General features: G+C 45.9%; 11 protein-coding genes. All 11 read left to right on the forward strand.

Annotation, left to right across the window (positions count from 1 at the left end):
- Nucleotides 1-5: 5 nt before the first annotated feature.
- The 11 genes from B4F66_RS08670 (at nt 6) to B4F66_RS08720 (ending at nt 12,864) form a co-directional block, all read left to right on the forward strand.
- Nucleotides 6-857 carry a YdcF family protein gene (locus B4F66_RS08670; protein WP_292354774.1) on the forward strand — a complete coding sequence of 284 codons (852 nt, stop codon included), beginning with the start codon at nt 6-8 and terminating at the stop codon, nt 855-857.
- A gap of 33 nt (nt 858-890) precedes the next feature.
- Nucleotides 891-1,247 carry a ribosome silencing factor gene (gene rsfS, locus B4F66_RS08675; RefSeq protein WP_014706491.1) on the forward strand — a complete coding sequence of 119 codons (357 nt, stop codon included), beginning with the start codon at nt 891-893 and terminating at the stop codon, nt 1,245-1,247.
- Nucleotides 1,244-1,714 carry a 23S rRNA (pseudouridine(1915)-N(3))-methyltransferase RlmH gene (gene rlmH, locus B4F66_RS08680; RefSeq protein WP_292354777.1) on the forward strand — a complete coding sequence of 157 codons (471 nt, stop codon included), beginning with the start codon at nt 1,244-1,246 and terminating at the stop codon, nt 1,712-1,714. Before rsfS ends, rlmH begins: the two co-directional genes overlap by 4 nt.
- Nucleotides 1,711-2,298: a Maf family protein gene (locus B4F66_RS08685; RefSeq protein WP_292354779.1), complete on the forward strand. Its 588-nt coding sequence runs from the start codon at nt 1,711-1,713 to the stop codon at nt 2,296-2,298. Before rlmH ends, B4F66_RS08685 begins: the two co-directional genes overlap by 4 nt.
- Nucleotides 2,288-3,760 carry a ribonuclease G gene (gene rng, locus B4F66_RS08690; protein ID WP_292354781.1) on the forward strand — a complete coding sequence of 491 codons (1,473 nt, stop codon included), beginning with the start codon at nt 2,288-2,290 and terminating at the stop codon, nt 3,758-3,760. Before B4F66_RS08685 ends, rng begins: the two co-directional genes overlap by 11 nt.
- Before the next feature lie 2 nt (nt 3,761-3,762).
- On the forward strand, nt 3,763-7,572 hold the full coding sequence (locus B4F66_RS08695; RefSeq protein ID WP_292354783.1) for a YhdP family protein: 3,810 nt from the start codon (nt 3,763-3,765) through the stop codon (nt 7,570-7,572).
- A 260-nt stretch (nt 7,573-7,832) separates the two neighbouring features.
- Nucleotides 7,833-9,275 carry a metalloprotease TldD gene (gene tldD, locus B4F66_RS08700; RefSeq protein WP_292354785.1) on the forward strand — a complete coding sequence of 481 codons (1,443 nt, stop codon included), beginning with the start codon at nt 7,833-7,835 and terminating at the stop codon, nt 9,273-9,275.
- Nucleotides 9,275-10,327, forward strand: a complete 1,053-nt coding sequence (locus tag B4F66_RS08705; RefSeq protein ID WP_292354787.1) for a tRNA (5-methylaminomethyl-2-thiouridylate)-methyltransferase — start codon at nt 9,275-9,277, stop codon at nt 10,325-10,327. Before tldD ends, B4F66_RS08705 begins: the two co-directional genes overlap by 1 nt.
- Nucleotides 10,324-10,551, forward strand: coding sequence for a sulfurtransferase TusA family protein (locus B4F66_RS08710; protein WP_292354788.1), 228 nt, complete (start codon nt 10,324-10,326; stop codon nt 10,549-10,551). Before B4F66_RS08705 ends, B4F66_RS08710 begins: the two co-directional genes overlap by 4 nt.
- 173 nt (nt 10,552-10,724) lie before the next feature.
- Complete coding sequence (glnA, locus tag B4F66_RS08715; RefSeq protein ID WP_292354790.1) at nt 10,725-12,134, forward strand: glutamate--ammonia ligase; 1,410 nt, start codon at nt 10,725-10,727, stop codon at nt 12,132-12,134.
- Nucleotides 12,135-12,231: 97 nt separating this feature from the next.
- The gene (locus tag B4F66_RS08720; protein ID WP_292354792.1) at nt 12,232-12,864 is read left to right on the forward strand and encodes a DUF4124 domain-containing protein; all 633 of its coding nucleotides are present in this window, start codon (nt 12,232-12,234) and stop codon (nt 12,862-12,864) included.
- Nucleotides 12,865-13,007 lie beyond the last annotated feature (143 nt).

Genomic DNA, 13,007 nt, shown 5'->3' on the forward strand with positions numbered 1-13,007 from the left:
GTTTAATGGAACAAGTATTTTTTGTACTATCAAAATTGGCTTGGGCATTGCTCAGTCCGTTTATGATGCTTAATCTGTTCCTGGTATTTGGCACGCTATTTTTATTGTTCGGTTACCGAACAATCGCGTTAAGATTTCTGTTGCCAGCGCTGGTGTTCAGTTTGAGTCTGATGATATTTCCAATTGGCGACTGGTTAATTCATCCACTGGAAGCCCGTATCAGCCAACCCCAGCAGCTGCCAGAAAATATTGATGGCATCATTGTTCTGGGGGGCGGTGAAGATATAAAAACCACCATCAGTTGGCAACAGCCTCAGGTCGGCCAGGCCAGTGACCGTTATTTTGGGGCTGCATTGTTAGCCAAAAAGTACCCTGACAGTCCAATCATTTTTACCGGTGGTAGCAATTTACTGCGCTTTGATGCCGGGGCAACGCCTGCCGAGCTTAGCCATCAATTATTGACCATGGTGGGAATTGATGAAGAGCGACTGATCATTGAATCTCAGTCACGTAATACCTACGAAAATTTCCAACGGCTAAAAACAGTCATACCCAAAAGAAATGGCCAGTATCTTTTGGTGACATCGGCTTATCATATGCCGCGGTCAGTAGGCATTGCTGAAAAACAGGGTATAAAGGTATTACCCTATCCGGTGGATTATCGCAGTCAGACGGGAGAGTCCCGTCAGTTGGACTTTGCGGTTTTTGAACAACTGGAAAAACTTGAGCCTGCCTGGCGCGAGTGGGTCGGACTGACCGCCTATTTCATTACCAGAAAAACCAGCCAGTGGTTTCCGGAGGGGCCGAGTGACCGCTTCGTCGAAACCACCACAGACGCACAGGCTGACATACGTTAAACTTAACAACGAAATTTATTATTTGGAGTGCCCATGAAGGCAGAACAATTGAAATTATTAGTGATAGACGCACTGGAAGACATTAAAGCAGAGGATATTACCGTGCTGGATGTAACCGGTATGACCGATGTTACGGATGTGATGATCATCGCTACTGGTAAATCCAACAGACAGGTTAAAGCATTGGCGAATGAAGTTTCTTCGCAGGCAAAAGCGGCTGGCGTCCAACCTCTCGGCATGGAAGGTGAAGATATTGGCGAATGGGCTTTGGTGGATTTAGGTGACGTAATTGCACATATTATGACACCGCAAACCAGAGCGACTTACAATCTGGAAAAATTATGGTCTGTCGCTGAAGTTACGCAAAGTGCTTCGGCAGATAGTGAATGAAACTGAATCTGCTTGCTGTCGGCCAGAAAATGCCGCAGTGGGTTATCGAAGGTTATAACGAATACGCACGGCGTATGCCGAGGGAATGTCAGCTTAATCTGCAGGAAATTGCTCCGTCAAAGCGAGGTAAATCAGGCAGTTCAGGACAATGGATGCAGGAAGAGGGCAAACGGATCATGACCGCTTTACCGCAAAATGATTATGTGGTCGCGCTGGAAGTCGGTGGTCGTAACTGGTCGACGGAACAGCTGGCGGAGCAATTAAAAAACTGGCAGGCATCCGGTCGGGATGTCAGTCTGTTGATTGGTGGACCGGATGGCTTATCCGATGAGTGCCAGCAACGTGCCGATCAAAAATGGTCATTATCCAATCTGACCTTGCCACATCCGTTGGTTCGAATTGTGGTTGCAGAACAGTTATATCGTGCCTGGACGGTTCTGCAGAATCATCCCTACCATCGCGCATGAAATTTCCCAAAGTTTATCTGGCCTCTGCTTCACCGCGACGGCGTGAACTCCTGACTCAAATCGGAGTCGATTTTTCTGTATTAAACGTTGCCGTTGATGAATCTGTTTTAGCGGCAGAAACGCCGTCCGATTATGCCAAGCGTATTGCATTAGCCAAAGCTCAGGCAGGCTGGGAAACTCTAAAGACAGACTATCGACCGGTCATAGGCGCCGATACTGCTGTGGTTTTGCCTTCACAGCAAATTCTTGGCAAGCCGGAAAACCTGCAACAGGCAGAAGCTTTTTTGCTGCAATTATCTGCTAGCAGACATCAGGTGCTCAGCGCAGTGGCGATTGTCTGGCAACAGCAACATTGGCTAAGCTTGCAAATCAGTGACGTACAATTCAAAAAGCTGAGTTCAGCCGAAATTGACTGGTATCTTGCCACTGGAGAAGGAAAAGATAAGGCTGGAGGATATGCGGTACAGGGCTTAGCTGCTATGTTTATTGAAAATATCAAAGGCAGTTACTCCGGTGTGATGGGCCTGCCATTATTTGAAACCAGTCAGATTTTACAACAGGTAAATATCGTCAATGAGCAGTGAAATTCTGATTAATGTCACGCCCAGTGAAACCCGTGCTGCAGTGGTGGAAAACGGTGTGTTGCAGGAAATTTTCATTGAGCGCAGTGAACATCGTGGATTAGTTGGCAACATATACAAAGGAAAAGTCTGTCGGGTATTACCTGGGATGCAGGCTGCCTTTGTTGAGATCGGCTTATCCCGTGCAGCCTTTCTGCACGCTTCGGATATTTCGATTCCCAAAGGACAGTCTGGTGATTTAAAAGAAGCCCCGCGAATTACACCGCCGATTACCAGCCTGCTACGCGAGGGTGATGAGTTATTGGTTCAGGTGATCAAGGATCCGATGGGCAGTAAAGGCGCAAGATTGACCACGCAGTTGTCAGCTTCATCCCGTTATCTGGTGTATATGCCCGAAGCGGAAGGCATCGGCATCTCATTGAAAATTGAGGGTGAAGCTGAGCGCGAGCGACTGAAAATCTGTTTGTCGGAGCTGTTGGGAGAGCAACAGGGGGGATACATTTTACGTACAGCAGCAGAAGGTGTCAGCGATGCCGAATTACGCGCCGATCTGGATTTTTTGCATCGCTTGTGGGAAAAATTGCGTCAACGCGTCACTTCTACCCAATGCGGGGAGGCTTTATATCAGGATTTGCCCTTAACCTTACGTGCTTTGCGGGATTTGTTTTCTCCAGAGATTGATCGCATTCGCATTGATGCTGCTGAAACCTTTAAAGAAGCTCAGCAGTTTGCTGAAGGATTTATGCCGGAATGTGCTGCCCGACTGGAACATTATCGGGGGGATCGACCATTATTTGATTTATTTGGTGTGGAAGACGAAATTCAGAAAGCACTGGATCGTAAGGTGCCACTGAAATCAGGTGGATATGTGATTTTTGATCAGACCGAAGCTATGACCACCGTCGACGTAAACACCGGTGGCTTTGTCGGCCATAAAAATCTCGAAGAAACCATTTTCAAAACCAATCTTGAAGCTGCACAGGCCATAGCACGCCAGCTGCGAGTGCGAAACCTTGGCGGCATTATCATTATTGATTTTATTGATATGGAAGAACTCAGTCACCGTGAACAGGTTTTGCGGACGCTGGAAAAAGCCATGTTGCTGGATCGAGCCAAACATAATATCTGTGCGGTTTCCGAACTGGGGCTGGTGGAAATGACCCGTAAACGCACGCGTGAAAGCCTGGGGCATATCCTTTGTGAGCCCTGTCCCTGCTGTGATGGTCGAGGCTATACCAAAAATGTTGAAACGGTCTGTTATGAGATTTTCCGAGAAATTCTGCGTGAATCGCGTCAATACGAATCGAAACAGTTTCTGGTGTTGGCCTCTCAGGACGTGATTGATCGTCTTAATGATGAAGATTCCACGAAAGTGGCTGAGTTAGAGCAATTTATTAGTAAACCGATTCTGTTTCAGTGTGAGCCTCAATATGGCCGTGAACAATTTAATGTGGTGCTGATGTAGTTATGTCGCTTATGCATCGCAGCCTGCACATTGCAGGAAGACAAGTTACCAATATTGTGGTTATGACTGCGGTGATCATGCTGGTCTGTGTTGGACTGGCGTACTGGTTTTCCAATGCCATTGCCGAACGAAAAGATGAAATTGCTGCATGGGCAACTGAAAAAACCGGTTATCCGATTCAAATTGGTGAAGCAGGTCTTTACTGGTTTGATTTGTTTCCAAAATTAATGGTGACCGATATTTCGGTGATGCAGGCAGAGCCAGATATTGGTGAACTGTTTACCGCAGAAGAGCTTTATATCGGTGTCGATCTGATTGCCAGTTTGCAGCAAAGAGCGTTGGTGGTTGATACGGCACGTATCTCTGGTCTGCAATTGGGCATAAAACGTTCTGCTGATGGTGATATCAGCCTTATCGGTCTGCAGGGAAAGTCTGTTGATCAAAAGTTTGATGACACACAGATTGACTGGGCCGAGCAGATCCGCTCATGGCGTGGCATCGAACTATTGTCGGCCCAAATCCAATTCGATGACCAAATGCAACCTCAGTTCAGTGGTCTTTATGAAGTAAATGAACTGGCCTTATTGCAGGGCAAACAATCCACATTGATAGGTGATATTCAATTACCTCACCATCTGGGGCAGCAACTAAGTTTCACAGTAGACGCAATGTTAACGTCATCAGGAATCTCAAATTGGCGGGTTGAGCAGCTGGACGCCAGACAATTGCAATTGGCCACAATTTTTCAGAATCAACAAATGCAAGATGTGTCTGTGACACGTGGCCGTGCTGATGTCAGTGTTGGTATTGGTTCAAACTTGAATAAACAATGGCAAGGGCAAATTCAGCTTTTAGATGTTGCACTGGAAAACCTGAGTCATCCAGATCGTGGATCAGTCACTATAAATTCTTTGTCAGGAGAATTTAACTGGCAGGGAGATGGAACTGCATGGCAATTAGCTGCCGAGCCGATCCAGCTAACTATTGATGATGACAGTTGGCCTCAGTCCACATTAAATCTACAGTTTTCAGAAACTGATGGCTGGTTTGCAGAAACCAGTTTTGTTCGTCTCAGCGATCTGACAGCGTTAGCATTATTAAGTGATAAAGCACCAGCCCTACTGACACAGTATCAGCCTGCTGGAGATATCCGAGACATACAACTATCACTGAACAGTAATAATGAACTTCAGTCTGCAAAGATGATTGTGGATGAGTTTGCCAGTCAACCGGTTGATCAAGTGCCAGGGGTGACTGGACTTAGTATGGAGGTTGAATGGGAACCGGCTTCCGCCCATGCACTGATCAGCAGCCGTAACCTGACGATGTATGCACCCACCTGGTTGCCTGAAGCAATTTATTTCGATATGGCCGAAGCTAATCTGGACTGGAACACTGCTGAAACGAACTGGCAGATGCAGCTGACAGATTTGAATATCTGGAACAATGATATGACCCTGCGCGGTGAAGTTGGTCTTGAACATCAATCCAATACCACGTTTGCCGATATAGATCTGCAGATGCTGGATGTGGCAATTGCAAATTGGTTGAGTTATGTGCCGCGTTCAATTCTGGATCCGGATTATCTAAAGTGGGCAGAAAAGGCTTATACCGGCGGCCAGATTGAAACAGGAAGCCTCAAATTAAAAGGCAATTTGGCAGAGTTTCCGTTTACTGGCGAGAATAGCGAAAACGAATTTGAAGCTACGCTTAATGTCATTAACGTAGGCCTGGATTATGGTAAAGGCTGGCCGGTATTGGAAAATATTAGTGGCCAAGTTCTGAGCAGCGGCAACAAATTAGATATTTTGCCTAAAGCCGGCAGAATTGCCGGGTTTGATTTTGTAAATGTCAGTGCTGAAATCAACAATATCTACGCTGGCAAACCGGTGTTGGATCTGACCGGGTTGTTATCAGGAAATACAGAGGATGCCTTGAATTTTTTACAAGCAAGCCCGCTCAGTTCGCGGTATGGCGATATCACCGATTGGGTAAAAGCTGAAGGCAAAAGCAATATTGCCCTTAACTTGAAAATTCCATTACTTGATCCAAATGCCACTGATGCCGATGGTCATGTCAGTTTTGAAACCAGTCAGCTCACGGTTACCGCCATGCCGGATATGCCGATTCAAAATATCAACGGCCAGTTATTTTTCAGTAATGATGGAGTAAACGCAGAGGCGATTACCGCCACTTTTTTAGACAGGCCTATGAAGATTGATGTCCTACCTGGAACGGAGTCGACATTGGTGACTGCAAAAGGTGAGATATCCAGCCAGCAGCTGGCGCAGTTATGGCAGGGCAAAATGCCTGGCTTTGTAAAAGGTACGACACAATATCAAGCCGATGTGGAAGTGAGTGAAAAGTCATTAGGCGAATTTGATACCGATATTCGGGTGATTTCTGAACTGGCCGGGCTGACAATTGATGCTCCGGAACCGTTGGGAAAAACTGCCGCTGATAAACGTTTATTAGATATTAAATTGAGTAAAGATGACGAACAGCGATCATTACTGCAATTAAATTATGCTGATATAGCAAGCGCTGTCTGGCTGATTCAGGATTCTGCTCGCGGTGAAATTACTATTGGTATTCCAGAGCCTGAGCTACCGGCAAGCGGTATTCGATTAAGAGGGCGTCTGAACGAGTTGTCCATTTCAGAGTGGATGCAATGGCAACAAACCTGGCTGGCAGACAGCATCACTGAACAAAACTTCGATAATTGGCCAGCGGTTGATATTGAAATGGCAGTGGACAATCTGCGGTTTAATCAGTGGGTGCTTAACGACGTTCAAACCAAAGCTTTTCAACGTAACCAAATCTGGCAAATGGATATTCAATCGCGGCAGCTAAGAGGTGATATTCGTTGGCCCGTTGAATCAGATTCACTGCCAACATTGCACTTTGACTTCGTCGATCTGCAGTTACCCGCATCGAACAATCAGTCAAATGGACGCAAAAAATTCAAATCCGAGTTATGGCCAAGTTTTCAGTTAAATATTGATAGTTTGACAGTTGATGGTATGCAACTGGGACGTGTACAGGCCCGGGCGCTTCAGCAAGGGAATAGCTGGTTGTTGCAAAGTGCCAGTATGCAATCGGCAGTTTTACAAGCGGAACTGGATGGCGTCTGGCAAAAAAACGACCTTGCGGACAGCAGTCAACTAAATTTAAAACTCACCAGTAATGATCTTGCCGGTTTGTTTGAGGATTTGGGTTATCAAGCCGCCATTCATTCTAATCAGGTTGGGGTTACCGGACAGTTTAGCTGGCCAGACGAACCGTTGAATCTTTCAATGGCCAACCTGCAAGGCAATTTGAATCTGCAAATCGATGATGGTCAATTGGTGGACGTTGAGCCAGGTGCAGCAGGACGCATATTTGGTTTAATGAGTTTTGCTGCTATTCCACGGCGGTTGGCACTGGATTTCAGTGATTTTTTTGGTAAAGGTTTTTCGTTCCGGGAAATCAGTGGCGATTTTCAATTTGCCAATGGTCAGGCGGTTACTGATAACTTGAACATGCGTGGCGACAGCGCCAGTATTGATGTTACCGGACCGATTAATATTGTTGATAGAACCTATCACCAAACAGTTGTTGTCACGCCAAATGTATCATCCACCCTGCCACTTGCCGGTGCAGTTGCCGGCGGGCCAGTTGGTCTGGGAGTTGGAACAGCGATCTATCTGGTTGATCGAATTGCCGGTCGATTATTTGATCGGGATCTGGTCGATATGATTAGCTATCGTTATCGACTCACCGGTCCTTGGGATGACCCGGATTTATCGCTGAAGACACCTGAAAATCCTTGAGGTCTGTCGAGATCAGTAGGATGTGTTTAGAAAATAATATCAATGTTCATGTTCTGTACGATATCTTCCCGCCATTCCAGGTTTCTGGAAGAGCCTGTTAGCAATATTGTAGGCGTCGCTCGCAAAATGCCGGGATAACTGAATGCGTATCATAAATTTTACTTGCCATACTCCAGGTTTAATTGTTGTCAGTCACAACAGAGTCGGTTAGTAATGTTTGATCTGCTAAGATAGTCAATTTATCGCGTAGTTCAAAAGTAATGACAAATCCTATATTTGACCAACTGGAACAACAGATCCTTATGCCTGCAGAGTTGCAGTCACAGGATATCGAACAGGCTTTATCAAGCGCCATGCGTCCTGGTGTTGATTTTGCTGATTTGTATTTTCAGCGTTCGCGTGGCGAAAACTGGTTGATGGATGACGGCATTATAAAAGATGGTGGCTATCATCTTGAGCAGGGCGTTGGGGTAAGGGCTTGCAGCGGTGAAAAAACCGGCTTTGCCTACTCCGATGATCTGAGTTTGAAGTCATTGTTGGAGGCGACCAGCGCGGCCAGTGCTGTGGTAAAACATGGTCAGCAAAAACAGATTGATGCTCGGAAAAACGTTCATGCCTCGCCCTTTTATTCTGACCTTGATCCCATATTGGGCATGGACACTCAGACAAAATTAAACCTGTTGCGGGAAGCTGATGCATATGCCCGCGCAGCCGATCCCCGTGTTACTCAGGTGACAGTCAGTTTAGCCGGTAGTCTCGAACATATTCTAATCGCTGCCAGTGATGGTACCTATGCCGCTGATATTCGGCCGTTAATACGGATGAATGTCAGTGTTATCGTTGAATCTAATGGACGGCGTGAGCGTGGCAGTGCCGGTGGCGGTCGGCGTCTGGACTATCAGTATTTTATTGATAATGATTTAGCAGTAGGTTTTGCCAAAGAAGCTGTGCGGCAGGCTCTGGTTAATCTGGAAGCCGTTGATGCTCCTGCTGGAACAATGCCTGTAGTGTTAGCTTCAGGTTGGCCTGGCGTATTATTGCATGAAGCTGTGGGACATGGCTTGGAAGGCGACTTCAATCGCCGGGATACCTCAGCCTTCTCTGGCAAAATCGGTGAACAAGTAGCATCACCCTTATGTACCGTGGTGGATGATGGCACATTAATGGATCGACGTGGTTCATTGACGATTGATGATGAAGGTACGCCAACCGAATTCACCACCTTGATAGAAAACGGCCGACTCACAGGCTATATGCAGGACAAATTAAATGCCCGGTTGATGGGAATGCGCAGTACCGGAAATGGCCGCCGTGAATCCTATGCACATCTGCCGATGCCACGTATGACCAATACCTATATGCTGGCTGGACAACACAAAGCAGAAGAAATTATAGCCAGTGTTGAAAAGGGTATTTATGCGGTTAATTTTGGTGGCGGTCAGGTTGATATTACCTCCGGCAAATTTGTATTTTCCAGCAGTGAAGCCTATCTGATTGAAAATGGCAAAGTGACTCGTCCCGTTAAAGGCGCCACATTGATTGGCAACGGTCCTGAAGTCATGAATCGTATCAGCATGGTGGCTGATGATCTTGAATTGGATTCGGGCATTGGTAACTGCGGTAAAGAAGGACAGAGCGTGCCAGTTGGCGTCGGCCAGCCGACATTGAAAATTGATGCTTTGACAGTTGGAGGCACAGCGTAATGAGTTCAGTGCACAAAGCCGTCGCTTTGATTTCAGGCGGTCTGGATTCCATGCTTGCGGTGCGGGTACTTCAGGAACAGGGAATTGAAGTAGAAGGCATCAACTTTTTTACCGGTTTCTGCGTTGAAGGGCATACCCATGCAATTCGAAATCAGCATAAAGACAAGCAGAAACGCAATAATGCATTATGGGTCGCGGAACAGCTGGGAATCAAATTACATATCATTGATGTGATTGAAGAATACAAAGACGTGTTGCTCAATCCAAAACATGGCTATGGCGCGAATATGAACCCTTGTCTGGACTGTAAAATCTTTATGGTCAAAAAAGCGGTTGAATGGGTGAAAGAAAATCATATGCAGGGTTTTGATTTTATTATTACCGGCGAAGTCATTGGCCAGCGTCCCAAATCTCAATTAAAGCGCACTATGCCGATTGTGGCAGCTGAATCAGGCGCTGAGGATTTACTGTTACGTCCGTTATGTGCCAAAAACCTCCAACCAACCAGACCAGAACGTGAAGGATGGGTAGACCGCGATAAGCTTTATGATTTTCATGGACGCAACCGTAAGCCGCAGATTGCATTGGCAAAACAGTTTGGCTTTGATGATTTTGCCACCCCTGCCGGAGGATGCTGTTTCCTGACCGATGAAAGTTATTCAAGTAAGTTAGTCGATTTATGGACAGCCAGAAACAGCCGTGAATATGAGTTGGATGATATTATGTTATTGAAAGTTGGCCGGCATATTCGGCCAAAAGCGGATTTTAAAATGATCATTGCCCGCGATGCTGGAGAGAGCAAATTCCTCGAAGGTTATCGCAAACAGTTTACCAGCCTGTATTCAACCAGCCATAATGGACCAATGGCCATTATTGATGGTGATATTGAACAACAGGATTTTCCGCTGGCGGCATCCATCGTGGCGCGTTATGGTCAGGGGCGACATGCTGATGAAGTTGAAGTAGAAATTACGGTACCGGATAAACCACCGAGGCATATTCAGGCACGCCCGATTAACGTTGAGCAGGTTCCACAGGAGTGGTACGTGTGAAACAGATTGAATTAGATGCAAGAAGATTGTTATGTCCCTTGCCAGTCATCAAAACGCAGAATAAAGTAGCGGAATTGTCTTCTGGAGATATTCTCACAGTAATTTGCACCGATCCCGGTGCGTTAAGTGATATTCCTGCATGGGCCAGAATCCATGGACATCAGATTGTAAAGTCGGTTGAAAAGGATGATGAGATCATTATTACGGTCTGTGTTGGTGCGTAGCACTTTAATGGTGCGTTTTAGGTGTTGAGTGCACCAATAGTGATCATTGGTGGCTGGTGTCTGCACTCAAATGGTTGATTTTATGGGGCTGTTGAGTTGGCAAGGTTTGTGCTGTAACAGCAAGTGAGTTTTTTTGCACCAAGGTGTGCAGTTTTTTAATTTGGAGATTATAAATGTCAGTCGAAAATGTGCTTCAGATAATTAAGGACGAGGACGTTAAATTCCTTGATTTCCGTTTCACCGACACGCGTGGTAAAGAGCAACACGTTTCTTACCCAGCGCATTCAATTGATGAAGATACCTTCTCTGAAGGGGTCATGTTTGATGGTTCATCAGTTGCCGGTTGGAAAGGTATTAACGAATCGGACATGATTCTGATGCCGGATGCTTCGACTGCTGTTCTCGATCCGTTTATGGACGATACAACGCTGATCGTTCGTTGCGATATCGTTGAACCGGCTACCATGCAGGGATATGAGCGTGACCCACGCAGTGTGGCAAAACGTGCAGAAGCCTACCTGGCATCTACTGGTTTGGCAGACACTGCTTTCTTTGGTCCTGAACCAGAATTTTTCATCCTTGATGATGTTCGTTGGGGCAGTGATATCTCTGGCTCGTTTTATAAAATCGACTCTGACGAATCTTCCTGGAATACTGAAAAAGTCTTCCCTGACGGTAACAAAGGTCACCGTCCAAGCATTAAAGGTGGTTATTTTCCAGTACCGCCGGTTGATTCATTACAGGACATTCGTTCAGCCATGTGTTTAACCATGGAAGAAATGGGTCTGGTAACTGAAGTTCATCACCATGAAGTTGCTACAGCTGGTCAGTGTGAAATTGGTACCAAGTTCAACACGTTGGTAAAAAAAGCCGACGAAGTTCAAACACTGAAATATGTTGTGCATAATGTTGCTCATGCTTACGGTAAAACGGCCACATTCATGCCAAAACCATTGGTAGGTGATAACGGTAGTGGTATGCATGTTCATCAGTCGCTGGCTAAAGATGGCGACAACCTGTTCTCCGGAAACAAATATGGCGGTTTATCAGAAACTGCTTTGTTTTACATCGGTGGCATTATCAAACATGCCCGTGCGTTGAACGCCTTTACCAATTCTTCAACAAACAGTTACAAACGTCTGGTTCCTGGCTTTGAAGCTCCGGTTATGCTGGCTTACTCTGCACGTAATCGTAGTGCGTCTATCCGTATTCCTTTTGTCAGCAATCCAAAAGGCCGCCGTATTGAAGTACGTTTTCCTGACCCATCAGCAAACCCATATCTTGCATTCAGTGCAATGATGATGGCGGGTCTGGATGGAATCAAAAACAAAATCCACCCTGGCGATGCGATGGACAAGGATTTATATGACTTGCCACCAGAAGAAGATGCAGCGATTCCAAAAGTTTGTCATGCATTGGATCAAGCATTAGCAGAGCTGGATAAGGATCGTGCTTTCTTAACAGAAGGCGGTGTTTTCACTGATGATATGATCGATGGCTATATTGATCTGAAGATGGAAGAAGTTACTCGTCTGCGTATGGAGACACATCCTGCAGAGTTTGATTTGTACTACAGTGTTTAAGCTTTTTTGATTGATGTCACAAAACGCCTCCCATGTGGAGGCGTTTTTTTATGTTTCGCAGTTGCACATTGGTGATGGCTGACCTATATTCATAGGCATGAAATTGATTCTTGTCATGTTGTTTGGTCTCGGCACAGCTGTTGCGGCTGAGGATATCTATCGCTGGGTTGATGACAATGGCAATCAGGTGTATTCAGATCAGCCTGGTGAGAATGCTGAAAAGGTTGAATTACAACAGCCTATGACTTATTCACCAGTACAAATCCCTGAAGAAACAGCCTCCGCTAACGTTGAACAACAGGAAAATGCTGATGAGCCTGAAGCTGCCCCAAATTATAAGGTAGCTATTGTTGCGCCCGAAAATGATGCCGGGATTCGTGTTAATAACGGCAATGTCACAGTCAATCTGCAAGTGTTTCCAGCATTAAATCCTGAACGGGGCGATTTGATTCAGTTATACCTAGACGGCTTACCGGCAGGCATGCCAATGCCTCAACTGAGTTTTATGCTGGAAAATCTGGACAGGGGAACACATACCTTGTCAGCAAATGTACTGAACGCTTCCGGGGAAGTTTTAGCTCAAAGTGAAACGATTACCTTTTATTTACAACGCACCAGTCTACAACAACCAGGCCGTCAAAACGGTCAACCAAGTCCCGGACCCGGTGCACCCAGTATTCCCGGCTTTCCTACTACTCCTGGTATCCCGACCTTTCCTCAAACACCTTGATAGTCGCACCAAAATGATGCGTGCAAGAGTGTAAATACACTTTTCATACTGCTTGAAGTGGTTGGTTTATTTAAACTCTTCCATACTCAAATATATTATTACCATTGGAATCATAATCTTAAATATGATGTGACATTTGGTGC

Origin of the sequence: Methylophaga sp. UBA3603 (assembly GCF_002375335.1) — a bacterium.
Classification (GTDB): domain Bacteria; phylum Pseudomonadota; class Gammaproteobacteria; order Nitrosococcales; family Methylophagaceae; genus Methylophaga.

What these genes read in the sequence shown, in the direction of transcription:
- B4F66_RS08720 (WP_292354792.1), top strand. Translation starts at nt 12,232, where the DNA reads ATGAAATTGATTCTTGTCATGTTGTTTGGTCTCGGCACAGCTGTTGCG.
- B4F66_RS08705 (WP_292354787.1), top strand. Translation starts at nt 9,275, where the DNA reads ATGAGTTCAGTGCACAAAGCCGTCGCTTTGATTTCAGGCGGTCTGGAT.
- rlmH (WP_292354777.1), top strand. Translation starts at nt 1,244, where the DNA reads ATGAAACTGAATCTGCTTGCTGTCGGCCAGAAAATGCCGCAGTGGGTT.
- B4F66_RS08685 (WP_292354779.1), top strand. Translation starts at nt 1,711, where the DNA reads ATGAAATTTCCCAAAGTTTATCTGGCCTCTGCTTCACCGCGACGGCGT.
- rsfS (WP_014706491.1), top strand. Translation starts at nt 891, where the DNA reads ATGAAGGCAGAACAATTGAAATTATTAGTGATAGACGCACTGGAAGAC.
- glnA (WP_292354790.1), top strand. Translation starts at nt 10,725, where the DNA reads ATGTCAGTCGAAAATGTGCTTCAGATAATTAAGGACGAGGACGTTAAA.
- tldD (WP_292354785.1), top strand. Translation starts at nt 7,833, where the DNA reads ATGACAAATCCTATATTTGACCAACTGGAACAACAGATCCTTATGCCT.
- B4F66_RS08670 (WP_292354774.1), top strand. Translation starts at nt 6, where the DNA reads ATGGAACAAGTATTTTTTGTACTATCAAAATTGGCTTGGGCATTGCTC.
- B4F66_RS08695 (WP_292354783.1), top strand. Translation starts at nt 3,763, where the DNA reads ATGTCGCTTATGCATCGCAGCCTGCACATTGCAGGAAGACAAGTTACC.
- rng (WP_292354781.1), top strand. Translation starts at nt 2,288, where the DNA reads ATGAGCAGTGAAATTCTGATTAATGTCACGCCCAGTGAAACCCGTGCT.